This is a genomic window from Flavobacterium sedimenticola, assembly GCF_030053345.1.
GTDB lineage: Bacteria > Bacteroidota > Bacteroidia > Flavobacteriales > Flavobacteriaceae > Flavobacterium > Flavobacterium sedimenticola.
The window spans coordinates 1-25,942 of record NZ_JASGBP010000002.1; the positions used below are offsets into that span (position 1 = coordinate 1).

Below are 25,942 nucleotides of genomic sequence, written 5' to 3' on the forward strand. Positions count from 1 at the left end.
TTCCGAACAGAGAAGTTAAGCCCGACTGCGCAGATGGTACTGCAGTAATGTGGGAGAGTATGTCGCCGCCTTTTTTTCAGTGAGTCCTGACTTTATAGTCAGGACTCATTTTTTTTATAGGAGCGACGCAGTTCGGGCAAAGCCCTCGGGTCGCCGCCCTGCCTGAGGCAGGCAGGCTTTTTTTAGACTCGAGCGGAGCGAACTGACGAAGTAAACCCTATCCTAACGGATGGGTTTTTTTGTTTTATGCTTAGGGACAAATTGAAGTTGCTCAATGCTTTGCGCGAGGGATGGAAGCAAGCTGCCTTGCAGCGCGGACAGCCCGACCCCTTTTGACAGGCTCAAGAAGGGACAAGGGGGCGCGCCACCAAAAAAAAACTCCTCATTTGAGGAGTTTTCGGATTATTTATTTTGGTTTTCAATCCATTTTCTGGCGTTGACAAAGGCTTCAAGCCAAGGTGAAACCTCGTCTTTTTTATCCCCCGGATAATGTGCCCAATTCCAAGGGAAAGTAGAACGTTCGATATGTGGCATCATCACCAGGTGTCTTCCGGTTTTGTCGCATAGCATGGCAGTGTTGTAATCGGAACCGTTAGGATTGGCCGGATACCCTTCATACGCATATTTGGCTACGATGTTATACTTACTTTCTTCGTATGGTAAGTGAAATTTGCCTTCGCCATGCGAGACCCAAACTCCGAGTGTGCTACCGGCTAAGGATTGTAGCATAACCGAATTATTCTCTTGAACCTTTACCGAAGTAAAAATGCTTTCGTGTTTGTGAGAATCGTTGTGTTTCATTTTACCGTGAATCTCATGTTCCGGATTGATGACTTCCAATTCCATAAACAATTGACAACCGTTACAAATACCAACAGATAAGGTGTCTTCTCTTTTGAGGAAGTTTTTCAAGGCTGTATTCGCTTTTTCATTGTATAAAAACGCTCCGGCCCAACCTTTAGCAGAGCCCAGTACATCCGAATTTGAGAATCCGCCAACAGCGCCAATGAACTGAATGTCTTCTAACGTTTCGCGCCCCGAAATCAAATCGGTCATGTGAACGTCTTTTACCTCAAATCCGGCCAAGTACATGGCATTGGCCATTTCGCGTTCGGAATTGCTTCCTTTTTCACGGATGATGGCGGCTTTTGGCTTCTCGATACGATTCCGATTAGCATCGGAATCACTCGAAGTGACGTCTTTTAGTTTTCCTGTGAAGTGGGAAGGGAATTGGTATTGTAAAGGTTGGTGACTGTAATTATTGAAACGCTCTCGGGCGGTGTTGTTTTTGGATTGCTTTTGGTCTAATAAATACGAAGTTTCAAACCAGCTGTCTCTTAAAGACGATATTTGTAGTCGCAGATTTGAGATTTGTAGCGTATCAGAATTCGTTACCGTTCCGATTTTAAAGTATTCAATGTCACCCAAAGCTTTTTCAAAAACGGTATCGTCTTTAGCTTGTAATACCAAACCAATGTTTTCGGAGAATAAAATCTTCACTAAATCTTTTTCTTCAAAAGAGTTGAAATCGATGTTAGCGCCTAAATTATTGTCGGCAAAACACAGTTCCAATAGGGTCGTGATTAAACCACCGCTGCCGATGTCGTGACCGGCCGCAATTTGGCGTTCTTTGATTAAGTGTTGTACTGCATTGAACGCTTTCTTAAAAAAAGCGGCGTCTTTAATGGTCGGTGTTTCGTTTCCGATTTTATTCAACACTTGAGCAAAGGAGCTTCCGCCCAATTTGAAATCGTCCTGAGATAAATTGATATAGTAAATCGAACCCCCGTTTCGTTGTAACACCGGTTCCACCACTTTGGTAATATTGGAACAATTTCCGGCGGCGGAAATGATTACCGTTCCCGGCGCGATTACTTCTTCGTTCGGGTATTTCTGCTTCATCGATAGCGAATCTTTTCCGGTAGGAATGTTGATGCCTAATTCAATGGCAAAATCTGAACAAGCCTCTACGGCTTCGTACAAACGGGCATCTTCACCTTCATTTTTACAAGCCCACATCCAGTTAGCCGATAAGGAAACGCTTTTTAAATTGTCTTTCAAAGGCGCAAAAACGATATTGGATAAGGCTTCGGCGATGGCATTTCTACTACCGGCTTTTGGGTCGATTAAAGCAGAGATTGGGGCATGACCGATAGAGGTAGCAATCCCTTCTTTTCCGTTAAAATCCAACGCCATAACACCTACATTGTTCAGAGGCAGTTGTAATGGTCCGACGCATTGCTGTTTGGCGACTCTTCCGCCCACACAACGATCGACTTTATTGGTCAACCAATCTTTACAAGCTACGGCTTCTAAACGCAGTACTTGCTCTAAATAGGTTAAAATATCGTCTTGGTTGTAGTGTAAATCAGTATAATTTCTATCAATAGTTTTATCGGTCATGATTGTTTTTGGCGAACTGCCGAACATGTCCTTCAAAGCCAAATCCATAGGTTTACTTCCTGTTTTTTGTCCTTCGAACGTAAAGCGTTTATTCGCCGTTACGTCACCCACTTGATACATAGGTGCTCGCTCTCTTTCTGCGATGCGTTGTAACGTGTCTATGTCTTTTTGACCAATGACCAATCCCATTCTTTCTTGCGATTCGTTGCCGATGATTTCTTTGGCCGATAGGGTTGGATCGCCCACAGGCAATTTATCTAAATCGATTAAACCACCGGTTTCTTCTACCAATTCGGATAGACAATTCAAATGACCGCCGGCACCGTGATCGTGAATGGAAACAATCGGATTATTATCGCTTTCCACCAAACCGCGAATGGCATTAGCGGCTCGTTTTTGCATTTCAGGATTGGAACGCTGGATGGCATTGAGTTCAATTCCGGAACCAAAAGCACCGGTATCGGCAGAGGAAACGGCAGCACCGCCCATTCCGATTCGGTAATTTTCACCGCCTAAGATGACAATTTTGTCTCCTTCAATTGGTTTCTTTTTGATGGATTGGTCTAATTTTCCGTAGCCAATGCCGCCGGCTTGCATGATGACTTTGTCGTAGCCGAGTTTTCGATTTTGTTCTTCGTGTTCGAACGTTAAAACGGAACCTGTAATGAGCGGTTGCCCGAATTTATTCCCGAAATCGGAAGCTCCGTTGGACGCTTTGATTAAAATGTCCATGGGGGTTTGGTACAACCATTGTCGCTCGGGCATGCCTTTTTCCCAAGCTCTGTTCGCTGCCAAGCGGGAATACGCTGTCATATACACGGCAGTTCCTGCCAGCGGTAACGAACCTTGTCCACCGGCCAATCGGTCGCGGATTTCGCCACCCGAACCGGTCGCGGCACCGTTAAAGGGTTCTACAGTAGTTGGAAAATTATGGGTTTCGGCTTTTAACGATATAACGGAATCAAATTCTTTTGTTTCGTAAAAATCGGGTTTGTCGGCACTTTTCGGTGCGAATTGCGTTACTTTCGGCCCTTTAATAAAAGCGACATTATCTTTATATGCAGAAACAATATCGTTGGGATTTTCAGCAGATGTTTTTTTGATGAGTTTGAACAGCGAGGTCTCTTTTTCTTGTCCGTCAATCACAAAAGTTCCGTTGAAGATTTTGTGGCGACAATGTTCCGAATTCACTTGAGAGAATCCGAAAACTTCAGAGTCGGTTAGTTTTCGCCCCATCTTTTCAGAAACACCATTTAAATAAGCGACTTCTTCTTCGCTTAATGCCAAACCTTCTTGTTGGTTGTAGGCAGCGATATTTTCGATTTCCAAAATCGGTTCGGGTTGGATGTGAATCGTAAAAATATCTTGGTTAAGCTCGCTGTACTTTTGCGACAACATCGGATCAAAATCGTTAAAATCGGCCGGAACTTTTTCAAATTCTTCGATTCGGACAATGCCTTCAATGCCCATATTTTGGGTGATTTCTACCGCATTGGTACTCCAAGGGGTAATCATGGCGGCACGTGGTCCAACAAAAAAATCCGTCATGACGGATTTTTCTATTTTATATGCGTTTCCAAAAAGCCAGTTTAATTTTGAGATGGTTTCTGTCGAAAGTTCGTTTTGCGCTTGCACGGCAAAAACAGTATTGCTTTCGTTTCCGAAAAAATGAATCATTGTGAGTTGTGTTGTTGTTTGTGCAAATTTAGGCTAAAAAATACAAAACCTGAAATCTGTTTTTAAAAATTTAATCCTGCGGAAAAACAATCGAATTATAAGCGCCCAAATCAAATACACCGTTTCGCGGATTTCCCAAAATATCATTCGGAACTCCCACATTTACCCCAAAGTTTTTAGCATCGGAGTCGGCACCAATCACCAATTTATTGTTGGCAATATCGAAGAAGTCCGGGTCGCCGTTTTTGATGATTTCATTGGTGTCGTTGATAAAAGCATACAACGGATTGTTAGTGAATTGATTGTTGGTGTTGTTGAAACGAATTTGACACTTGCTGAAACTGTAGTTGAATTGTTTGGTAGCGTCTGACCCTTTATTCAAGAGTAATTCTACTTGATTAGAACCGAAAATAATACAGTTTTTAAAGTCAGCCTGATTTAAGTCGTATGCCACTTGCTGGTTGGTTTGCGGGTCAGTGTAATAATTATCCACCAAAACAGCCACTTGACGGGAACTACTCCAATTGTTGTTAAAGGTACAATGTCTGAAATCATAACTTCCACCCAAAGTACAGGCTAATGCGGCATCTCCGGCGTAGTTAATTACGATGTTTTCCCCGCTGATTTTTGCAGTTTTGGCCCAAATTCCGATATTGGAAGAGTTGTAAATTTGGGTGTTTTTAATAGTGGTTGTAGTGCCGTCATTATGATCGATAAGCAATCCGACTACCGCATTTTTAATGGTTAAGTGATTGATTTCGTTATTGGTACTGCCGTCGGTAAGCCATACCGTTAGCCATTGCCCCGGAACATCCGAAAACCCCGGCTCCAGTCGGTCGCCTTCAAAAATAACTTCGTTTTCCAAAGCGGCCGTATTGGATACTTGTCCGTTTACTTTCAAGCTACCACCGTTTCCGATAATCAAGCCCGAATCGGCGTGAAAATGCACCCGCGCACCGGGTTGAACGTTGAGCGTTTTCCCATTGGGTACCGCAGCATAGCCATACACCACATAGGGTTTATCATTGCCCCAAACGTATTCGTTTCCGTTAATCGGGTCGTTTTCATCCAAATAAAATCCGTAGACTTCATCGTCACCAATCGGTAAGGTTTCGGTGGTGCCGTCATCAAATCGCTTCGGATACAAAAAATAGGCATCCTGAATCAAAGTCACCAGTTCTACTTTTTGAAAATTTTCGCCGCTGTCAAACTGAATTTGATCGGTATATAAAAAATCGGTCGGATTGGCTGAAGCCACATCGGCAGTAACTTCGATAAAAATATACATACTGTCTTTGGCTAACAACTCCACATCGTGAAAAATACGGTTGTTTTCGCCTGTCATTCCATCAACCGTCATGCGGTATTTCGAATCGGGTTTGCCCAATTTTATAGTAGGAATTTTGATGTCTTTATCACTTTTATTATACACTTTTAAGGTATAGGTACTCGAACCGATATTGGAAAACACCGTATCTAAATACACCGTATCTCGGGAAAAAAATAAATCGCCGGTACTGGCTTTGAATTCAAAATCTTGACGACAAGAGCTGAATGATACCGCTAAACCAACAATAAAAAGAATAATAAAATTGCGCATTGGGATGATAAGTTTTAAAAGGTGCCGTTTTACAATACGGTCTCGGTTGGTAAATGTAGGTATTAAAGTTTAATTTGAAAATAGGTTAAATTGAAAATTTGATGATTTACTGTACAGATAACGTCAAAACGGCTCTTTTAGTATTTTTGATTTATCCCTCTTTTTCCTTGTGATAAATAAGTAGTATTTTTACGGGAAAAATGTAGCTATGTCATTTGATAAAGAAAAAGTACTGCAGCTTTGCAACGAATGGAGTAAAAATACGTTAATGCAGACTTTAGATATTGAATATATTGATGCCGGAGAAGGTTTTTTAACCGCTAAAATGCCGGTGAATTCGAGAGTACATCAACCTATGGGACTGCTTCACGGCGGAGCCACAGTAGCTTTAGCCGAAAGTGTGGGCAGTGCGGCATCGTTGATGTTTATCAATACCGAAAAGCAGGAAGTGCGCGGTATCGAAATTTCGGCCAATCATTTAAAAAGTAAGCGTGACGGCGTGGTTTTTTGTACGGCCAAAATCATCCATCAGGGGAGAAGTCTTCATCTATGGGAAATCAAGATTACCGATGAGCAAGACAAACTCATTTCGCTTTGCAAGTTAACCAACATGATTTTACCCCGACGATAGATGACCGATTTATTCCTTAAACTAATCACGCAACGCGAGCAAAATTTGCCCTTTGTTTTGTATGTCAAGCCACATTCGGAGCGTATTGTTGGGTTGTTTCAGCAAAACGATCATCTCTATTTTTTGGAGGATTTTAAGGCGAAAGGTTTTGTATTTGCCCCGTTTGATGGTTCTTTGATACCAATCATTCCTCAAAACCAATCGGAAGTTTATGTTGAAAAAATACAAGCTACCGATTATATCCTGTCGGGAAACCCTACAGCTGTAACAGATGAAGTGGCTAAAGCCGATTTTGAAAAGTTGGTCCAAAAAGGGGTGGATGCGATTGCTGCGGGGCAGTTTGGCAAAGTGGTTTTGTCGCGTAAGGAAATCGTTCCGCTGTCCCAATGGGATTTAGAAGTGATGTTTAAAAAAATGATAGCCTTATACCCTTCGGCATTTCGGTATTGCTTTTTTCATCCTAAAATTGGTTTATGGATGGGTGCCACTCCGGAGCAATTGCTCAAGGTCAATCAAAAAGAATTGCAAACCGTGGCTTTGGCCGGTACCCAAACAGCAAGCGAATCTCAAAAGGTAGTGTGGCACGATAAGGAAATCGAGGAGCAGCATTTTGTATCGGAGTTTATTATAGCCGGTTTGGAACAAGAAGTGAGTGCGATGACAGTGTCCAGTCCCTACAGTGCTAAAGCCGGTCATCTTTGGCACATCAAAACCGATATAACCGCTACGCTCAAAAGTCAGAAAGCCTTGGGTAAAGTGATTGCGATTTTGCATCCGACACCGGCGGTTTGTGGTTTGCCCAAAGATAAAGCCAAAGCTTTTATTTTGGAACATGAGGGTTATGACCGGGAATATTACTCCGGATTTTTGGGTGAATTAAATATCGATTTAGCGACCTTTCGCACCAATGTTTCCGATTTGTATGTAAATTTGCGCTGCATGAAAGTAAGACCTCACGCGGCCGAATTATTTGTGGGTTGCGGCATTACGCAAAGTAGTATTCCGGCTGATGAATTCGCGGAAACGGTGCACAAATCAATGACCATGAAAAAGGTTTTGAATTAAAAAGTTGTAAGTTGTGGGTTCTATGTTGTAAGTGAAACAACAACCAATAACGAATAACTTATAACATACAACAAAGTAGAATATGAAATTAGACCTATTAGCTTTCGGGGCGCATCCCGATGATGTAGAATTGGGTTGTAGCGGCACCATCGCCAAGGAAGTAGCTTTCGGAAAGAAAGTTGGGATTATCGACCTGACCCGGGGAGAACTCGGGACGCGCGGTTCGGTGGCTATCCGCAATCAGGAGTCGGCGAAAGCGGCCGAAATTTTAGGGATTGCCATTCGGGAAAATCTCGACATGCGCGATGGTTTTTTTGTGAATGATGAAGCGCATCAAATGGTCATCATCAAACGAATTCGCCATTACCGCCCCGACATTGTGATTTGCAATGCCATCGACGATCGCCATATCGATCACGGAAAAGGCAGCAAATTGGTTTCGGACGCCTGTTTTTTGTCGGGTTTACGCAAAATCGAAACTACACATGAAGGAATGATACAGGAAGCTTGGCGACCAAAAGTAGTATATCATTACATTCAGTGGAAGAATATCACGCCCGATTTTGTAGTGGATATTTCCGATTATATCGACAAGAAAACCGATTCTATCTTGGCCTATGCCTCGCAGTTTTATTCGGAAGGATCGAACGAACCGGTGACCCCGATAGCCACTAAAAACTTTTTGGAAAGCATTCATTATCGATCTCAGGACTTCGGCCGATTGATAGGCGTGGAGTATGGGGAAGGCTTTACCGCCGAAAGGTATGTGGCGGTCAACCGTTTATCGGATTTGATTTAAAAAAAATAAAAAACCTTTGCAAAAGTTAAGTTTTGCACTATATTTGCACTCGCAAAAGCAACATAGGTTGTTGGCGCCAATATACGGTGATTGTAGCTCAGTTGGTTAGAGCGTCGGATTGTGGTTCCGAAGGTCGGGGGTTCGAGACCCCTCATTCACCCCAAAAGAGAAAGCCCTGAATTTCAGGGCTTTTTTTATTTATCACTTTTATCCACGACCAATTTTTGCTCTCGGTTGGCAATTTCCCAAGCAATGGCTAAAGCGTATTTCGTTCGTTTGGTCAAAGCATCAAACTCAATTTTTTCGACATCGTCACCGGGCTTGTGGTAATCGGCATGCGTACCGCTAAATAGGAAAACCGATGGAATACCGTTTTTGGCAAAATTGTAATGATCGGAGCGGTAATAAAAACGGTTCGGGTCTTTTTTGTCGTTGTATTTGTAATCTAAAGTCAGTTGTGTAAATTTTGTATTCACGCTTTCGCAAAGGGTATACAGGTCACTCGATAAATAATCGGAACCGATAACATAGATATAGTTGTTGCTGTCTTTGTGAAAATCATCGCGTCTTCCAATCATGTCGATATTCACATCGGCTACGGTATTTTTTAAGGGAAATAACGGATTTTCGGAATAATAGCGCGAACCGTGTAAGCCGTGTTCTTCTCCGGTTACGTGTAAAATAAGAATGGAACGCTTGGGTCCGTTACCTTCGTTTTTGGCTTTTTGGAAGGCTTTGGCAATTTCCATAATGGCCACGGTACCCGAACCGTCGTCGTCGGCGCCGTTGTATATTTCTCCGTTTTTGATTCCTACGTGATCGTAATGTGCCGAAACGACTACGATTTCCTCGGGTTTCTCCGTGCCTTCTATAAAAGCCCAAATGTTCTCCGAATCGGGTAAGTTTTCATTGTATTTAGCATTTAAAAAAGCGGCCGGAACCGGTTGATAATAGCTTTTGGCACCTTTAGGAAAAGCGATGCCGTTTTTTTGGTAAAAATCGATAATGAAGCGCCCCGCTTTTTTTTGACCTTCGCTTCCCGTTTCACGACCTTCCATCTCATCTGAAGCAATCACGGTGAGATTGGCTTTCAGACTTTCGGTAGCGATATAATCAATATAGTTGCTGTTAGCAGTTTTAGTCGTCGGTTTGGGCGAACTGCATCCGATGAGCACGAATGCCAACAGCCATAAATGGCGTTTGATAAAATTTGTTTTCATAGTTAATGCAAATTGACAAAGGTGTATACAATCAGTATAATCAGCATTATGCCCATCAATACTGAATTGATGCCCAATATCGTTATACTTTTAAAAAAAGAAGCCAGGCGACTTTGACCGTAAAAACGATGGTGCGCCGGAAAGAAATAGTAACACATCCACGCATAACCTGCTATACTGACGATATCGGTTATGGTGGTAATGATGCTATTATCCCCAAAGCAGTCCATTAGTTCATGGAACAAAAACATCAATAATAGGATAAGTAACAAGAAGGAGAAATAATGTAAGGTAAAAATACCGTGATCAAAGTAATACCATCTTTTTTTGTTGTGAAAAAGCCACAAAACAAAGGCAAATAACGGCATGTATATAAACAAAACCTTTGGAATATTGTGCCATATGGCTTCCTGAAACTTTTGTTCGATTTCTTTATCGGTATATTTTTCATTGATTTCGATGCTTCTCTTGTTCAAATTGTATTCGAAATCGCTTATGGCATCCGGATTTAGTTTGCGAATAGAATCCATTTGTTCGATGCTGTCGTACCAAAGGGTCAAAAAGCCTTTGTCGCTTTTTTTCTCTTTTTCGATTTTTCCTTCTCTGACCAGCACTAATAAAGAATCGGCTTCGCGTTCGGTTAAAGCGCCTTTTTGATGCAACTCCAGGATTTTAATTTCTTCTTTGCTCAGGTTTTTATAATCTTCTTGTACGATACCGTTCACGGAGTATTGTATCATTTGTCCTTTCTTATTTTCTTTCAGCGTAACGGCTTCCGGTTGGTTTTCATCCGGGAAAAGAGAAATCAGTAAAAAAGTCACAAAACTGATAAAAATGTAGAGTCGCACCGGAGCCAAATACGATAATCGTTTTCCCGAAAGGTATTCTTTCGTTAAAGCCGCCGGTTTTAAGAGCAAATTGCGAATGGTTTTCCAAAAGGCATTTTCATAATGCGTCAAATCTTCAAAAAAGTGAATGAATAAGTGGTGGAATGTTTTGCGGGTGTCGGTGTTTTCCTGACCGCAATTCGGACAAAATCGGTTTTCAACCACATACCGACAGTTGAGACAGGTTTTATCTTTTCGTAATTCGTTTTTCGACATAAGTAAGCAAAGTGATTGGATAGGTAAAGCTATTAAAATTATTTCTATTTTTGAGAACAAAATCAGATACCATGCAATCTAAGGCACACACTCTGGCAGACTATATAGCAGAGCTACCCGAAGACCGAAAAGCGGTCATGCAACAACTTCGCAAAACGATTAACGATAATTTACCCAAAGGTTTTCAGGAAGGAATGGGGTATGGGATGTTAGGTTATGCAGTTCCGCATTCTATTTATCCGAAAGGATATCATTGCAATCCTAAAGATCCGCTACCCTTTATGGGTTTGGCTTCGCAAAAGAATTTTGTGGCATTTTATCACATGGGAATGTATGCCGACAAAAAGCTGCACGATTGGTTTGTAGCCGAATATGCTAAGCGCTGTAAGTACAAATTGGATATGGGTAAAAGCTGCGTGCGGTTTAAAAAGATGGATGACATTCCGTACGATTTGATAGCCGAACTGACGCAAAAAGTTTCGGTTCAGGATTGGATAAACCTCTACGAATCGGCTTTTAATAAAGCTTCCAAATGATGGTGATTGCACCGAATACAGATTCCGAATTTACCGAAATCAGAGCTATTGCCTTAGAAGTATGGCCCAAAACGTACGGTGCGATTTTGAGCGAAGCACAGTTACATTATATGCTCAATATGATGTATAGCGTGGCTTCGTTGCAACAACAAGCCCAAGAAAAGAAGCATCATTTTATACTGCTTAAGGTCGATGGTAAAGCCCTTGGTTTTGCTTCGTATGAATTGAATTGTGAAAACACCGGGATGACTAAAATTCACAAACTCTATGTGCTTTCAACCCAACAAGGCAAAGGTTTGGGTAAAAGGCTTATTGATTATATAGCGCAAGAGGCGTCACAAAATCACGATAAGGCGCTTTATCTGAATGTCAATAAAAATAATCCGGCACAGTTTTTTTATCAAAAGTTGGGTTTTACCGTTTTTAAAGAAGAAGTTATTCCCATTGGTAATGGTTATGTGATGGACGATTATGTGATGAAAAAAGACATAGAATAATGGCGTTTTTGAAAAAAATTAACAGCAAGGCAAAAACCGATAGTACTACGGGTTTCGGAACCAATGCCAATAGTTACGGAGGGCGGTTTTTAACCAAAAACGGCAATGCCAATATCCGAAGAACCGGTGTTGGCTTCTTAGACGGTATCAGTTGGTATCACACGATGGTGAATATTCCTAGGTGGAAATTTATGCTTATTATTTTGGTGTTTTATTTTACGGTGAATTTTTGTTTTGCCGGAATTTATTATCTGATAGGAGTAGAACATCTTAAGGGCATAAATGCTACCACTCCGTTAGATAAGTTTGGTCAAACTTTTTTCTTCAGTATCCAAACGTATACCACAGTGGGTTACGGACATATCAGTCCGAGTGGCTTTCTAACCAGTTTTGTAGCCGCTGTTGAAGCCCTGTTTGGGTTGTTGAGTTTTGCCATAGCCACGGGGTTGTTTTACGGAAGATTTAGTATGCCGAAAGCCTTTTTGCGTTTTTCGGAAAATGCGTTGATTGCGCCCTACGGCGAAGGAACGGCTTTAATGATACGTTTGTCACCCTATAAGAATACCCATCTCACAGATGCCGAAGCTAAAATGACGGTTGGTATGGCTGTTGAGGAGAACGGAAAGTTGGTCAATAAATTCTACAATCTCGATTTGGAGTTGTCTAAAATTAATGCTTTAACGCTGAGTTGGACTTTAGTACACCCGATTTCGGAGAGCAGTCCGTTTTTCCGCCTGACAGCCACCGATTTTGAAAATTTGAGTGGCGAGATTATGGTGTATGTCAAAGTTTTTGATGATCGATTTAGTACAACAGTGGTCAAGCGAACGTCATATACATTTAATGAAATTATACACGGGGCCAAGTTTACCCCAATGTTTTCTCGCAGTCCGGATGATAACAAAACACTGCTTCATATCGACAAACTTAATTCTTACGAAAAAGTAGCATTATAAAAAAATCCCCAAATAGGGGATTTTTTTATTTCAGTGTGCAATCGAGTGTGACGGCTACTTTTTTAGACAGCTTTTTACTGACTACGCTGGGGATTTCAATATCAAAATCGTCTGTGTTTACCGAAAAAGCGGCATCAATCTCCACGCCGGCTTCGGTTTTCTTAATTTTAGCGATTACTACGATGTCTTTGGTTTTCCCGTGTAGTTCTAATTTTCCTTTGATGGTATATTCTTTAGCAGCAGCAGTGAGTTTGGAAACGTCAAAATTGTCAATTTTACCTTTAAAGGTAGCCTTGGGAAACTTGTCGCTTTCTACATAATTTTCATTGAAATGTTCTTCCATCAAAGCTACTTTAAAGCGGAACCCTTTCATCAATGCCAAGCTGGCAATCTCTCCCGTAGCCGGATTGAGAATGCAAGTAACGGCTTCGTTTTTAGCCTTCACTTCTTCAAAAGCCGGGACAGACGCTTCAAAGGTTATTTTCCCGGTTTTGGTGACTAACTTAGTTTGCGCCCATTGCTGGCAAAACACAAGCAAAAGGCAAAGGAGAGCTGTTTTTTTCATAGTTATTCGTTTAAACCTTGTGCGTTCCATTCAAAAACCAAATCAATAAGCGATTGCGGAAGTCGGGTACCGCCGCTTGGCATCATGCCCGGTGCTCCTTGCGCTCTCGAAATACGATCTAACAGTCCTCGCTCTTGAACCGCTTGCTTTACATTTTCGTATGTAGTTAAAGACATGGGCGCTCCGTTTATAGGCGTGGCAGCGTGGCAGGATATACAATTATTATCGATGATGCTCTTAATGGTATTCGTATAGGTCACATTATCAAAATCATTATTTCCAACCAAATCGGAGGAAGAATCATTGGTACAACTGCTGACAAGAAGGGTGCCTGCCAATGTTAGTAGGAGTAAAGAGTTGTTCTTTTTCATATAAATTTTAGTTTTTTTCAATAAAAATAACAAAAAAAATGAGTTAAGTTTACATAGTATTATTTTAATTAACGGAAATATGAGAAGAAAGGTTTTGATTTTTGGGATACTTTTTTTGGTAATTGCATTTTTAGGCTATCGGTATCTTTATAAAGATCACAGGGATATTGCTTCTGAAAAAGCGGCTTATACGGCAACCGTAAATGAAATTTTCAGTAGTTATACCCAAAATGACAGTTTGGCTAATGCCACGTATTTAGATAAGACAGTAGCTGTAAAAGGAGTAGTTACTGACGTGGATGCAAACAATAAAATAATCACGGTCGACGGTAAATTGGCGGCTCGTTTCAAGGGCGACATTCCCAATTCGATACAATCCGGTGATGCTGTAGTGTTAAAAGGAAGAGTAACCGGTTTCAATGATCTTTTAGAAGAGATTGAAATGGATCAATGTTCCGTAGAAGAATAAGTCTAATACCATAAATATATTGTAAGCTATGAAAAAAGTACTTTTTTTGTTTTTATTCCCGCTGAGCGTTATGGCTCAGGATGATTTGTTGAAAGAGATTGATACCGATTCAACACAAAATGTCAAAGTTGAATCGGCTTTTAAAGGTTTGAAGATTGTGAATATAGAATCGACTAAATTAGCCGCTAAAGGCGACTTGTATTTTATTGTAGCACATCGTTTTGGTTCTGTGAAAGATGGTTTCGAAGGGTTTTATGGTTTGGACAACGCGGTTACCCAGTTGAAATTTGTTTACGGAATCAACAACTGGTTTACGGTTAGTGCGGCTCGCAGTGAGATTGCGTATGATTTTTCGGGTAAGTTTTTGATTCAATCCCAAGAGTCTAATGGTTTTCCTTTTGCCATTGCCGGTTTTACCAGTTTGGCAATCAATAACACCTTGAAGGAAAGTAACTATCCGGAGATGAAATTTGATAATCGGTTGATTTATGTTACGCAGTTGTTAGTGTCCCGAAAAGTAAATGAAAAACTATCGCTTGAATTGGCTCCAACTTTTTTTCATGAAAATTTTGTTTTAGATGACAATCAAGATAACAGTCAATATGCCATAGGTATGGGAGGACGCTACAAGTTTGCGAAAAGATGGTCGGTGAATGTCGATTATGCAGCTCATTTGAATCGTTCAAGTAGTTCTCCTTTCAGAGATCCGTTGTCAATTGGAGTTGACTTAGAAACGGGCGGACACGTTTTTCAAATGCACTTTAGCAACTCGCAGGGAATGCATGAAGCCGGTTTCTTAGGAAACACTACCGGTGATTGGGGAAAAGGGGATATTTTCTTTGGGTTTAACTTGTTGAGAGTATTTTAAAGTATATAACAAATAAAAAAGGCCTCGCAACTGCGAGGCCTTTTTTATTTGTGTATAAAATGATTTACTCTTTGATGAATTTTTGAGAGTAATTTTTCCCTTGCGCATCTTTCAATTGTAAGATGTAAGTTCCTTTAGCCAATTGATTTACCGTAACGGTTTGATTTTGTACCACAGCTTCTTGTACCATTCTTCCGTTTAAATCAAAGATTGATGCTGTTGTAAATTCAACCGGATTAGCGGTATTGATGGCAATGTTAATTTGGTCTTTAACCGGGTTAGGATAAACTGTAAATACAGAATTTTCGAATGCATTCACACCTAAACTGGCCCCTTCAGTAACCATTAGAGTCTGATTTGGTGTTACGTTGTTAAAAGTGTCAACAATACCTGATGGCCATCTTACGATTACTTGATCAATGGTAGTGGCTGTTCCAATACCGAAATGTGCGTTTAAGCTGCTCATATAACGGAAGCCTTCACCGCTGCGTACATCTCTGATTTGTTTACCCCATGGGCCGTAAATTTCAACTCGGGCACCAATCCCGTTGCGATTGCTTTGGATGCCTTCAAAAGCTACTTTGATCCAGTTATTGTTGTTTGGTACGGCATAACGAATAGTTGCCCCGTTTTGAATATCTAAAAAACCGTCATTGTTCAAATCACCCACAGCACCTACGGCAATACCACTGTAAGATACTCCGGCAAAGGTATTGTTTCCTTGGTTGAACATAATTTTGTTGCCACCGCCCAAAACATCAACTCTACCATCATTGTCAAAGTCATAAGCAACATTATCGATGTTTGTAGAAGGATTGGCATCCCAACCTGAACCGGCAGTAATGTTGGTGAAAGCACTTAAGGTATTGGTGGTTTCAAAGTTGTTTCTGAAGAATTTATGCGTTCCTGAACTGGCTGTAATGATAACGTCCATGTCGCCATCATTGTCAAAATCAGCCACTGCGGATGACCAAGTTTGAATCGGAGTTACATTAATTCCTGCTATTGCGGAAACATTAGTGTAAACATTACCGCCATCATATCGGATTAACTGACATGGAGGACCGGAACATTTGGAAATGAAAACATCGGTATCCCCGTCATTATCAAAATCAGTAAAAAGAGTAGAATAATTTCCACCGTTTTGACCGCTGGTAGTACTGCTTAAATTCATTGAACCCGGAGTAGTGTTAGATTGGTAATAGGTTAAGTTACCAGCACCATCATTTAAGTAATACACATTGTCATCTACATCGTGACATGAAAACAAATCCAAGTTTCCGTCTTTATTTAAATCAGCAAAATTAGTTCTTTGACAGAAGATGTATTCACCCGGGGTGATTCCGGTGTACGCGGTTCCGGTGCTGTTAGATCGCAAAATAGAAAGACCACTTCCGCTCCCTAAAATTAAATCGTTATAACCATCGCGGTTATAATCCCCGGCAGCCATGCTCCATCCCGGCATGTTTGATACATTCGTAAACGGATAATCAGTTACAGTGAATGTCCCGGGAGTATTTCCTTGATAGTGCACTCGTAAATTATTGTTACTCACCCCAACAATGTCATCTTTGTGGTCTCCATTCATATCTACGACACAAATATTATAGCCACTATTTATTGTTGCCACATTTTGAGTTACATACGTAATCGGTGTTACTGGAGGGACTACTATCGGTGCTTCAATTAATTGAAAGCTGAATCCGGTGTTTTGAGAGGTGTTTAACCAACGGTTATCCCAAGCAATGTAGTAAGTGGTACCTGCGGTTACGTTAAATACATCTATAGAGGAGTATCCTGAACCACTGTCATCATCTCCGGCAAAACAACTCAAAGCGTCACATGTTCCGGTATACACATGGAAACGAGTGTCTTTTCGCGGGGTGTTTTGCGAAATGTCGGATGTAATGGTTACTGTATAGTTTTGTGATGGAGTGTAGGCATACCATTCACCTGCCGGGACGTAGGCAACCGGAACCGCATCACCTCCGTTACAAGGTGTTGGTAAGGCTCCATTGATTGTTCCGACAGCGTATACACCAGCGCTTATTGTTAGGGCTGAAGCACATGAGTCTTGCGCTCTAGAGAGCTGAACTGCAAACAGCAAGACAAGGGTTAAAGTAATTTTTTTCATTATTGATATTTGTTTAGTTGTTTAATATTCATTCTAAATTTAAGGACAATCGGTTAATGAACTAATCCATTGGGCCATTAGGGCAACACCTTCATCATGAATTAAAGACCTTCCGTGCAACGGCATTCTGAAGTATTCATTAGTGGTGTTAATACGGTAGAACAGCATGGATTTGTCACTACTTCCCGGTTTGATAATGGTGTTTAATGTAGGAGGGAAGTCTTGCATGTCCTCTGTGGGTACGCAAACCCCCATATTGGTATGACCATTAACCCCACCGGTTTCGCCGAAAGGGAAACGCATTGGTCTGTAATCACAATGACCGTTTGTGTTGTGGCAATGTGCACAATTAATATCCAAATAGGAGCGCACCCGTTTTTCCAAGGGTTTGGAAGCATCATTATAATCCACTACGGTATTGGTTTCATTCGGCAAGTTGAAATTATTCTCCAAATAGCCTTGTTCCACCCATTTTAAAAGTTGATTTTTAGTTTGGGTGCCGTAGGTATAATCTGAATTTAAATTTTGTGGTTTGATACCAATCGGAACATGTTTTTCAATGTATTCTCCGTCGATAGTTTCTTTGTATTTATGGCAGACATTGCATTGGACTTCATTAGGAACTCTGTAGTTAACATTTCTGATGACATTATTTTCATCTTTCCAGCTAATATCTATATTCCTCCCGTTCAAGTCAAAGTAAGCTTCCGTTTGTTCGTCGTTCCAAACGTAATCCGCAAAAATCCAACCCGATGATTTTCGTATCATTAATCGAGTTTCAATGATTTTGGTGGTATTGCTCGGTTGTACATTATCGTAATAGAATGTTTTAATAATTACAGCCCCAACCGGCAATTCAAGCGTAGTATTGTCACTGTTGTAAATGGCTTTAGTACCCGGTGGCATCCAAACAAAACGTTTTTTATGTGCGTAATCGGAAAATAAAGAACTCAGGGGTTCATAAGGTAATACATTTAATGAAGGTTTTTGATTTTTCATTTCTCCTTCAAAAAACTTATAATCCGAAAGCTTCGGATAAGGTACCTGAGTTAAATCTACAGTTACGGGAGAAACCGGCGTGTAGTCATCATCATTGCTTTCAGAACAAGCAAAAATGAAAATGATGAGTATGGTTAATAAACCGATAAGGTAGTTATTCTTCATTTTGATAAAAAAGGCAAAAACCAAAAATAATAATTTTTTTAACTGTCTCAAAACTATTGAGATACTTCTTTTGAAGTATGTTGATAAAAATAAAAAGACTCTGCCTTTTGTTTGGACAGAGTCTGATTTTAGAAATAATAATTTATTCTTTTATAAATTTTCCACTGTGTTTTTGATTCCTATCGTCAGTTAACAATAGAAGGTAGGTTCCTTTTGCCAAAGACTCTACATCAATGTTCGATGATTGTAGGGTCAGTGACCTTACCATTTTTCCGTTCATGTCAAAAATTTGTGCATTTTTGAAGTTTATGTTTTCAGCAGTAATCATCAAAGTTTTTTGGGTTGGAACAGGGTACAGACTAAAGTTTTGATTTGAAAACGCGTCAAGTCCTAAGGTTGAACCTTCCACTACAAGCAACGACTGATTGCTGGTTGGATTTGTTATAGTGTCTACAATTCCCGATGGCCAACGGATGATTACTTGGTTGATCACCGTTTCTTGTCCGATACCGAAATGAGCAGTAATTTTACTCATGTTTTGAAAGCCTGTACCGCTTTGTACATCTCTGATTTGTTTTCCCCAAGCACCGTAAATTTCAACGCGTGCACCAATCCCGTTGCGATTACTTTGAATACCTCTTAAGTTAACATTTAGCCAATGATTCGAATTTCCGTTGTTGAATAAAACATTGGTTCCGTTTTGAATGTCTAAGAATCCGTCGTTATTTAAATCACCGATTGGTCTGTCAACAGTTGAAACCGGATACGTGTTGGCATTCGGAACAAAATGAAAGTTTCCGTCGCCAAACATAATATTGTTCCCCGAACCTAAAACATCCAGGTAGCCGTCATTGTCGAAATCCTCGGCTACATATTCTCTGCCCAACCAAGTATTGGTGTCGTATCCGGAACCTGCCGTAACACTGGTAAAAGTGCTGTCGCCGTTATTTCGTTTAACATTAGTATATCCGTTTGAACCGGAGTTAACACCTACAATTACGTCCATCCAACCATCATTGTTGAAGTCGCCGCAAGCACCAGACCATGTTTGTTCCGGGTTGGCCATACCGGCGGCATCAGCAATATTGGTAAACGTACCGTTTCCGTTATTTCGGTGTAATTGGTCGATATTCCCTCCAACTCCAGAACCACCTTGACCACATTTGGCTAAGTACATGTCGATATCACCGTCATTGTCAAAATCAAACCAATTCGAGGCATAGTTTCCTCCCGAAGGGAAATCCCCAATACCACCTTGTATATGATTCATATTGGTACCGTCATTAATGTAATAACGGTTGGGAGCGTTATCGTCACAGGCAAAAGCATCTAATTTTCCATCGTTGTTGATGTCGACAAAATTGGTGCGTTGCACTAAGTAACTTTGTGTTTTTCTGTCTACAGTATAGCCTGTCCCGGTACTGTTCGCCTTTAAAAATACTACACCACTACCGGAGCCGTAAATTAAATCGTTAAATCCGTTGTTGTCATAATCACCGGCTGCAATACTCCATGAAGGTAAAACACTGGTATTGGCTACCGTATAAGTTGTGGTGGTGAAAGTTCCACCCGGTTGCTGATACGAAATGGCTAGTTGTGTTGTGCTGATGGCCGACACAATATCGTCAAGGAAATCACCATTCATGTCAACCACACAATTGTTATATCCGCCGGTAATTCCGGGTACCGCTTGTGTCGTAAATGATAATCTGTCCGGTGCCGGGGGAGCCGCTTCAGTAACAGAGAAATCGAATCCCGCTGAACTGTAGCGATTATCAAAAGCGATGATGTAAGTCGTTCCGGTTGTTGCCGCAAAAGTCACTTGAGAGGTATAACCGCCATTGAAGTCGTCATTGGCGCCTACACAAACTAAATTGCTGCAATCCCCCGAATACACAATGAGTCGGGTGTCTACGTTATTGTTCTGCGGCAGCACAGTGGAAACCGTCATGTTGATACTTTGAGTAGCGGTAAATTTATACCATTTTCCCTTTGCGCCGGCGCCGTTGTTCATCCCACAAAGATTAGTTGGTGCCGTTCCGGTTTCGTTCGTGTAAGCAGATGCTGTTGTAGTAGAGCCAACAGCTACAGTAACCGCAGAAGCACAGGTAGCTTGCCCTATGGCCGATGCCACACTGAAAACGGTTAGAATTGAAAGTAAAGTTTTTTTCATTGTTTGAGAATGGTCTATATTGGTTGGTTTAGTTACAAGTTTGTGTCATCGATGAAATCCATTCTTCAATGAGAGCGACTCCTTCATCATGGACAATAGACCTGCCCAACATAGGCATTCGTTCACTTTCATCATTGGTGCTCATGCGGTAGTGTAAAATCGATTTGCTGAAATTTCCCGGAGAAATAATTTTTTGTAAAGTCGGGCTGATTACTTCATCGGCGGTCAAACAAATCCCGGCATTCGAATCTACATTGGTCATGCTGAAATTTAATCGAATAGGGCGATAATAACAACGGCCGTCATCCTGATGACAGTGAGCGCAGTTCGCATCAATGTACGAGCGAGCTCTCAGCGCTATTGGTTGCGAAGTGTCGTGATAATCTACCGTCGAATTAATGTTGGCCGGATAGCTTTGCAGATAGCCCTGCTCTACCAATTTCTGTAAGATATTTTTGTTTCCGTTGTTGAAAGTAAAATTGCGATTGAGGTTTTGCGGTTTTACGGCAATCGGAGTCGGGATTTCGTTGATTTTGTGGCAAGCCAAACATTCGGCATCCGAAGGGATTCGGTAATCGGTATTGATGATTTCGTTGTTTGGTTTCTTGAAAGTAATGTTAACACTACTTCCGTTCAGAAAATCAGTTCCCGATACCAAATCGGCATCCGTTTGTTCGTCATTCCATAAATATTCATAAAATTTCCAACCGTCTTCATGTCGAATCATGAGTCGGGTTTCTATAATTTTGGTTGTATTGTCAGGTTGAATGGTAGTGTAATAAAACGTTTTGATTAAAGCGGTTCCAACCGGAAAATCCAAAATTTTATTGTCGGCTACATAAGTTGCTTTCGTACCGGAAGGCATCCAGATGAATCTTTTCTTGGATGCGTAGTCGGTGAAAAGAGTACTGGAAGGCTCATAAGGAACTACATTCAGCGAAGGAATCTGATCTTTCATATCTCCTTCAAAAAAGTGATAATCGGATAATTTAGCGTAAGGAACTTGAGTCAAGTCAACTACAACAGGAGATACCGGTACATACTCGTCATCTTTGTCTGAACACGATGTAAAAACGGTAAAAAAGCACAATAGCACCAAGGCGCGGAGGTAATGTATTTTCATAAAAAATCTTAAAGGAAACCAAAAATAGTAAAAAAATTATAATATCCTATTAATTATCCGGTTAACGCTAAAAATATTTTGAAATTAGTAAGAATAATGTAAAAAAACCTCTAAATGTTTAACAACTAAGCATCCGCTTTGGTGTAATTTTAGGGCGCTGAGTCAGTTTCAATGATCATTATTGCGCCTAAGTTTAAATTGCATGTTTTTGAAGGTATTACAGAAACCTCTTATTTTACAAAAAGGATAGGAATGACAACTTGTGCTATTCGTCTTTTTCGGCGCGACTCAGAATATTTTCAGGAAGGGCTTTTTTGGCCTTGGCTCCCATTTTTTTCAGTTTCTCCACACTATTGATGAGGTTCCCTTTGCCTTCTACCAATTTGTTCATAGCACCTTGGTACTCGGTTTTGGCTTCATCCATTTTCTTGCCGATTTTGATTAAATCGGAAACAAAGCCTTCAAACTTGTCATACAAAGCCCCGGCCTGACGGGCAATTTCGACCGCATTTTCCTGTTGCTTTTGATTGGTCCACATGCTGTCTATAGTGCGCAACGTAGCCAATAGGGTAGAAGGTGTCACAATCACGATGTTTTTCTCAAAAGCTTTGTTGTACAAGGTATTGTCTTCATTCAGCGCCAACGCAAAAGCCGATTCTATCGGAATGAACAACAATACAAAATCGGGGCTTTCCATTTGGTACAAGTCCTGATAGTTTTTGTCGCTCAATTGGTCTACGTGTCTTCGGATGGCGATGATGTGTTCCTTTAGATGCTGCGATTTTTCGGCTTCGTCATCCGAATTAACATAGCGCTCGTAAGCTGTTAATGTCACTTTAGAGTCTACAATCATTTTTTTACCATCAGGCAAATTAATCACCACATCGGGTTGAACTCGATTGCCTTCTTCGGTAACAAAACTCTGCTGTACCTCGTATTCGCGTCCTTTTTCCAAGCCCGATTTTTCCAAGACGCGCTCTAAAATTAATTCGCCCCAATTTCCCTGCATTTTGCTGTCGCCTTTGAGGGCCTTGGTCAAATTTTCAGCTTCCTTACTTATTTTTAAATTTTGATCTTTTAAATGTTGAAGCTGTTCTCGCAAAGCACTGTGATAACCGTGGGTTTCTTTTTGAGAATCTTCCACTTTTTTCTCGAACAATTGAATTTTATCTTGTAACGGAGAAAGAATGTTTTTCAGATTTTCCTTGTTTTGCTCGGTAAACTTAACGGTTTTCTCTTCCAGAATTTTATTGGCTAAATTTTCAAATTCTTTGGTAAACTTCTCCTGAAGCTTTTCCACTTCTTCCTTTTGCTCTTTGTTACGTTCCCATAAATTGTCAAAATCGACTTCTTTTTTGGAAAGTTGAATCGCCAAAGCTTCTTTTTCGGTCCGAATCGTTTCGCGTTCTTGTTGGGTTTGTGTCAGGAGCAATTTCAGTTGCTCGATTTGTTGGATGAAACCGTTTATTTTTTCTTCTAATGAAGCTTTATCCGATTTGGCATCAGCTTTAGCCATTGATTTCCCCGCCAAAAAGCCAATGCCTAAAGCCACCAGAAAGGCGATAATGATTATCAGCGTATCATTCATATACAAGTTGCAATTATTGAGTGCTTAAAGATACACAGATTTCAAGAAAAGATTTGATTTGGTTTAAAATTGTTTTTTATCTTGGCATCGTTTTTGAAAAGAGCTTGAAAATAGTAAACAACCGAAAATAAAAAATAACAGTTATGATTAAAAAAATTACGCTTACCGCTTTTTTATGTATCTCTGCGTTGTCCTTTGCACAATTAGGACCGGTGGGGCATTTAACCATTTTTTCGGAAGATGGTGATAAGTTTACCCTTATTTTAAATGGGGAAGTGATTAACGATACACCGCAAACCAACCTCAGGGTTGAAGATTTGAATCAGCCGTATTACAATGCAAAAATTAAGTTCGAAAATTCGGCTTTGGCAGATATCACCAAAAACAATTTGATGTTGACCGATGTTGACGGCGTTTTTTCTGATGTCACTTACAAAATCAGAAGAGATAAAAACAACAAGACAAAAATGAAGATGAATTACTTTTCATCTATTCCGGTGCGTCCCGATTTTATTCCGCCTTCCAATGTACACGTCATTCACTACGGACAACCACAACCTCGTCCGGTAGTGGTACAACAAACTACGGGTGGTGTCACGCAAACCACTACCACCACAACCACGCAAACCGGCGGAACAGCTGTTGGTGTAGGAGTGAATGTAGGTGGCGTGAATATGGGTATCTCTATCAATGATTCTATGGGCGGCGGTGCAGTAACGCAGACTACTACCACTACTACGACGTCTTCTGTGGGCGGGACCAGACCGGTTGATTACGAGGAACCGGTGAGAGGTTGTAACGGCAGAAGTTGTATGACGGCAGCTAATTTTAATGCTGCGTTAGCGACTATTAAAAAACAAAGTTTTGAGGATACACGTCTGAAAACAGCCAAGCAGGTAATTACTGCCAATTGTTTGAATGTAGATCAGATTATGCAAATTGCCAATACCTTCAACTTTGAAGACAACAAATTGGAATTTGCCAAGTATGCCTACGATTACTGTATCGAGCCGAGAAATTATTTCAAATTAAACGGGATATTCTCTTTCAGCAGCAATGTGGATGAGTTGTCCGACTATGTTCAGAGTCGTCAATAAATCGGTTTAAAAACAGCATAAAAAAGACCATGGAATACATGGTCTTTTTTATTTTTGCACCTTATGGAAAACCCACACCGCCATTTCTTGTTGCACAAACCTCACGGGTATTTGAGTCAGTTTATTTATGAAAAAAAGCGACATAAAAAACTGTTAGGTGAATTGTATCCTTTTCCCGAAGGCACCATGGCAATCGGTCGTTTGGATGAAGATTCTGAAGGCTTATTATTGCTGACTACCGACGGGATGATGAGTGAAACGGTGAGAAGCCAAACCGTAGAAAAGGAATATTACGCCCAAGTAGACGGGTGGATTACCGAAGAAGCCATAACACAACTGAAAGCCGGCGTGGAAATTGGTTTTAAAGGCATTCGATACACGACCAAAGAGTGTAAGGCCCAACGCATCACCGAATTACTCGATTGTATTGGGGAGGGAAGAAGAATTCGCGATGCGCGCCACGGCCCAACGAGTTGGATTTCCATAACGCTTACCGAAGGCAAGTTCCGCCAAGTACGCAAAATGACGGCTGCTGTGGGATTTCCGACACTTCGATTGGTCAGAATTCGAGTGGGAAATATATCTTTGCAAAACCTGAAAGCCGGTGAAGTTTCAGAGGTTGATACATTCAATGTCTGACCATCCGGAAATCTAACCCTCTAACTGTCTGAGAATGCTCAATATTGTTTTAGTTGAACCCGAAATCCCGAACAATACCGGAAACATTGGTCGTTTGTGTGTAGGTACCGAAAGTCGCTTGCATTTGATAAAACCCTATGGATTTGAAATTACGGATAAGAATTTGAAACGTTCCGGTTTGGATTATTGGGTACACTTGGATTGGCACGAATACGATAATGTAGCGCAATGGATGGCTCAAGTAAACGATAAATCGCGCGTATTTCTAATGAGTTCCCATGCCGTTCAATCGATTTATGATACCGAGTTTCAGGATGGCGATTGGTTGGTTTTCGGGAAAGAAAGTGTGGGTTTGTCTCCAGAGGTATTGGCTTTGTTCAGTAATCATTTGACTATTCCGATGTCTCAACTCATTCGCAGTTACAACCTTGCTAATTCGGTGGCGTTTGTAATCGGCGAAGCCAAAAGACAAATCAGCTTGAAATGATAAACTTTCCTTTTTCATTGTCAAAAGTAATCGAATCGTCATTAAACAGTGAAGTAAAAACACCTTTCGTGATAAGGTTACACGGTTCATCCTGCCAAACATTTTCGGCAGTCATCACAATCATTTCATCGCTCAATTGAATGGCCAAATCGATGTCGTGTGTTGAGAATAAAATACATTTACCGGTTTCCTTGGATAATTTTTTGAGTAATTTGAATACCGATACTTTGTGAAGTAAATCCAAATGAGTGGTGGGTTCGTCCAGTATAATTAACGGGGTATCTTGTGTCAAAGCTCTGGCAATTAAAACAATTTGCAACTGTCCGTCGCTAATTTCGTAATGTTTTTTATCGAGCAAATGATCAATGTGAGTGAGTGCTATTGCCTGATTTATTTTGCTGTAATCTTCCTGCGAAAGTTTTCCAAGCCAATTGGTATAAGGTTGGCGTCCCAATGCGACCAATTCAAAAACGGTTAAATTGCTAGGAGGTAGTCTTTCGGTCAGTACCAAGCTTAAATTTTGAGCCAACTCGGCCATTTCATATTGAATTATTTCGCGCTGGTTTAAAATGACTTGACCCGAGAGTGGTTTCTGAATGGCCGTTAATGTTCGGAGTAAAGTAGATTTTCCGATACCGTTAGCGCCGACCAAAGCGATGAGGTTACCCGAACTCAGTTTTAAATTCAGTTTAGCAGCAATAACTTTGCTTTTGCCTTTGGAATGATAACCAATGCTCAGATTTGAAGTAGTTAGTATGTTTTTTTTGTTTTCCAAAA

General features: G+C 40.8%; 23 protein-coding genes, 1 tRNA gene and 1 rRNA gene. 13 read left to right on the forward strand and 12 right to left on the reverse strand.

Annotated features, from left to right (window positions below):
* Window positions 1-74 (forward strand): 5S ribosomal RNA (gene rrf / locus QHT84_RS14180); the annotation flags it as partial.
* Between the two features lie 328 nt (window positions 75-402).
* On the opposite strand, the gene purL is transcribed toward rrf, so the two are convergent.
* Together purL and QHT84_RS04275 are read right to left on the reverse strand one after the other, a co-directional pair.
* Window positions 403-4,080 carry a phosphoribosylformylglycinamidine synthase gene (purL, locus tag QHT84_RS04270; RefSeq protein ID WP_283238317.1) on the reverse strand — a complete coding sequence of 1,226 codons (3,678 nt, stop codon included), beginning with the start codon at window positions 4,078-4,080 and terminating at the stop codon, window positions 403-405.
* Between the two features lie 70 nt (window positions 4,081-4,150).
* On the reverse strand, window positions 4,151-5,680 hold the full coding sequence (locus tag QHT84_RS04275) for a hypothetical protein (RefSeq protein WP_283238318.1): 1,530 nt from the start codon (window positions 5,678-5,680) through the stop codon (window positions 4,151-4,153).
* A gap of 208 nt (window positions 5,681-5,888) precedes the next feature.
* Here QHT84_RS04275 and QHT84_RS04280 point away from each other — a divergent pair, with 208 nt between their 5' ends.
* The 4 genes from QHT84_RS04280 to QHT84_RS04295 all read left to right on the forward strand — a co-directional run bounded on the left by QHT84_RS04280 (window position 5,889) and on the right by QHT84_RS04295 (window position 8,338).
* On the forward strand, window positions 5,889-6,311 hold the full coding sequence (locus QHT84_RS04280; protein ID WP_283238319.1) for a PaaI family thioesterase: 423 nt from the start codon (window positions 5,889-5,891) through the stop codon (window positions 6,309-6,311).
* The gene (locus QHT84_RS04285) at window positions 6,312-7,376 is read left to right on the forward strand and encodes an isochorismate synthase (RefSeq protein ID WP_283238320.1); all 1,065 of its coding nucleotides are present in this window, start codon (window positions 6,312-6,314) and stop codon (window positions 7,374-7,376) included.
* A gap of 82 nt (window positions 7,377-7,458) precedes the next feature.
* Window positions 7,459-8,175: a bacillithiol biosynthesis deacetylase BshB1 gene (bshB1, locus tag QHT84_RS04290; RefSeq protein ID WP_283238321.1), complete on the forward strand. Its 717-nt coding sequence runs from the start codon at window positions 7,459-7,461 to the stop codon at window positions 8,173-8,175.
* A gap of 86 nt (window positions 8,176-8,261) precedes the next feature.
* A tRNA-His gene (locus QHT84_RS04295) sits at window positions 8,262-8,338 on the forward strand.
* A 31-nt stretch (window positions 8,339-8,369) separates the two neighbouring features.
* Here QHT84_RS04295 and QHT84_RS04300 read toward each other — a convergent pair.
* Entirely contained in the window at window positions 8,370-9,395 is a 1,026-nt protein-coding gene (locus tag QHT84_RS04300) for a M28 family metallopeptidase (RefSeq protein ID WP_283238322.1), read from the reverse strand.
* A gap of 2 nt (window positions 9,396-9,397) precedes the next feature.
* The gene (locus tag QHT84_RS04305) at window positions 9,398-10,498 is read right to left on the reverse strand and encodes a DUF3667 domain-containing protein (protein WP_283238323.1); all 1,101 of its coding nucleotides are present in this window, start codon (window positions 10,496-10,498) and stop codon (window positions 9,398-9,400) included.
* Window positions 10,499-10,569: 71 nt separating this feature from the next.
* Between QHT84_RS04305 and QHT84_RS04310 the strand changes: the two genes are divergently transcribed.
* Genes QHT84_RS04310 through QHT84_RS04320 form a run of 3 tightly spaced genes read left to right on the forward strand, consistent with a single transcriptional unit; the run spans window position 10,570 to window position 12,487 of the window.
* The gene (locus QHT84_RS04310) at window positions 10,570-11,034 is read left to right on the forward strand and encodes a DUF1801 domain-containing protein (protein WP_283238324.1); all 465 of its coding nucleotides are present in this window, start codon (window positions 10,570-10,572) and stop codon (window positions 11,032-11,034) included.
* Entirely contained in the window at window positions 11,031-11,531 is a 501-nt protein-coding gene (locus QHT84_RS04315; protein ID WP_283238325.1) for a GNAT family N-acetyltransferase, read from the forward strand. The genes QHT84_RS04310 and QHT84_RS04315 overlap by 4 nt, the downstream gene beginning before the upstream one ends.
* The gene (locus QHT84_RS04320; protein ID WP_283238326.1) at window positions 11,531-12,487 is read left to right on the forward strand and encodes an ion channel; all 957 of its coding nucleotides are present in this window, start codon (window positions 11,531-11,533) and stop codon (window positions 12,485-12,487) included. Before QHT84_RS04315 ends, QHT84_RS04320 begins: the two co-directional genes overlap by 1 nt.
* Before the next feature lie 25 nt (window positions 12,488-12,512).
* Here QHT84_RS04320 and QHT84_RS04325 read toward each other — a convergent pair whose 3' ends face one another.
* Complete coding sequence (locus tag QHT84_RS04325; protein ID WP_283238327.1) at window positions 12,513-13,052, reverse strand: YceI family protein; 540 nt, start codon at window positions 13,050-13,052, stop codon at window positions 12,513-12,515.
* A gap of 2 nt (window positions 13,053-13,054) precedes the next feature.
* Window positions 13,055-13,423 (reverse strand): hypothetical protein, encoded by a 369-nt coding sequence (locus QHT84_RS04330; protein WP_283238328.1) that lies wholly within the window; start codon window positions 13,421-13,423, stop codon window positions 13,055-13,057.
* 79 nt (window positions 13,424-13,502) lie between these two features.
* Here QHT84_RS04330 and QHT84_RS04335 point away from each other — a divergent pair, with 79 nt between their 5' ends.
* Window positions 13,503-13,892, forward strand: a complete 390-nt coding sequence (locus QHT84_RS04335) for an OB-fold protein (RefSeq protein ID WP_283238329.1) — start codon at window positions 13,503-13,505, stop codon at window positions 13,890-13,892.
* Between the two features lie 28 nt (window positions 13,893-13,920).
* A complete protein-coding gene (locus tag QHT84_RS04340; RefSeq protein ID WP_283238330.1) occupies window positions 13,921-14,760 on the forward strand; it encodes a DUF5777 family beta-barrel protein in 840 nt (279 codons plus the stop codon).
* Between the two features lie 64 nt (window positions 14,761-14,824).
* On the opposite strand, the gene QHT84_RS04345 is transcribed toward QHT84_RS04340, so the two are convergent.
* The 5 genes from QHT84_RS04345 to rmuC form a co-directional block, all read right to left on the reverse strand.
* Window positions 14,825-16,894, reverse strand: coding sequence for a CRTAC1 family protein (locus tag QHT84_RS04345; protein ID WP_283238331.1), 2,070 nt, complete (start codon window positions 16,892-16,894; stop codon window positions 14,825-14,827).
* 39 nt (window positions 16,895-16,933) lie between these two features.
* Window positions 16,934-18,058, reverse strand: coding sequence for a hypothetical protein (locus tag QHT84_RS04350; protein ID WP_283238332.1), 1,125 nt, complete (start codon window positions 18,056-18,058; stop codon window positions 16,934-16,936).
* A gap of 142 nt (window positions 18,059-18,200) precedes the next feature.
* On the reverse strand, window positions 18,201-20,231 hold the full coding sequence (locus tag QHT84_RS04355; protein WP_283238333.1) for an FG-GAP-like repeat-containing protein: 2,031 nt from the start codon (window positions 20,229-20,231) through the stop codon (window positions 18,201-18,203).
* A gap of 28 nt (window positions 20,232-20,259) precedes the next feature.
* Window positions 20,260-21,354: a hypothetical protein gene (locus QHT84_RS04360; protein ID WP_283238334.1), complete on the reverse strand. Its 1,095-nt coding sequence runs from the start codon at window positions 21,352-21,354 to the stop codon at window positions 20,260-20,262.
* A gap of 265 nt (window positions 21,355-21,619) precedes the next feature.
* The gene (gene rmuC, locus QHT84_RS04365) at window positions 21,620-22,942 is read right to left on the reverse strand and encodes a DNA recombination protein RmuC (RefSeq protein ID WP_283238335.1); all 1,323 of its coding nucleotides are present in this window, start codon (window positions 22,940-22,942) and stop codon (window positions 21,620-21,622) included.
* Window positions 22,943-23,085: 143 nt separating this feature from the next.
* Here rmuC and QHT84_RS04370 point away from each other — a divergent pair, with 143 nt between their 5' ends.
* The 3 genes from QHT84_RS04370 (at window position 23,086) to QHT84_RS04380 (ending at window position 25,165) form a co-directional block, all read left to right on the forward strand.
* Entirely contained in the window at window positions 23,086-24,039 is a 954-nt protein-coding gene (locus QHT84_RS04370) for a DUF4476 domain-containing protein (RefSeq protein WP_283238336.1), read from the forward strand.
* Between the two features lie 63 nt (window positions 24,040-24,102).
* Window positions 24,103-24,678, forward strand: a complete 576-nt coding sequence (locus QHT84_RS04375; RefSeq protein ID WP_283238337.1) for a pseudouridine synthase — start codon at window positions 24,103-24,105, stop codon at window positions 24,676-24,678.
* A 34-nt stretch (window positions 24,679-24,712) separates the two neighbouring features.
* A complete protein-coding gene (locus QHT84_RS04380; protein WP_283238338.1) occupies window positions 24,713-25,165 on the forward strand; it encodes a tRNA (cytidine(34)-2'-O)-methyltransferase in 453 nt (150 codons plus the stop codon).
* Here the strand turns inward: QHT84_RS04380 and QHT84_RS04385 are convergent.
* A complete protein-coding gene (locus QHT84_RS04385) occupies window positions 25,152-25,940 on the reverse strand; it encodes an ABC transporter ATP-binding protein (protein ID WP_283238339.1) in 789 nt (262 codons plus the stop codon). The two genes, QHT84_RS04380 and QHT84_RS04385, sit on opposite strands and share 14 nt — an antisense overlap.
* Between the last annotated feature and the right edge of the window lie 2 nt (window positions 25,941-25,942).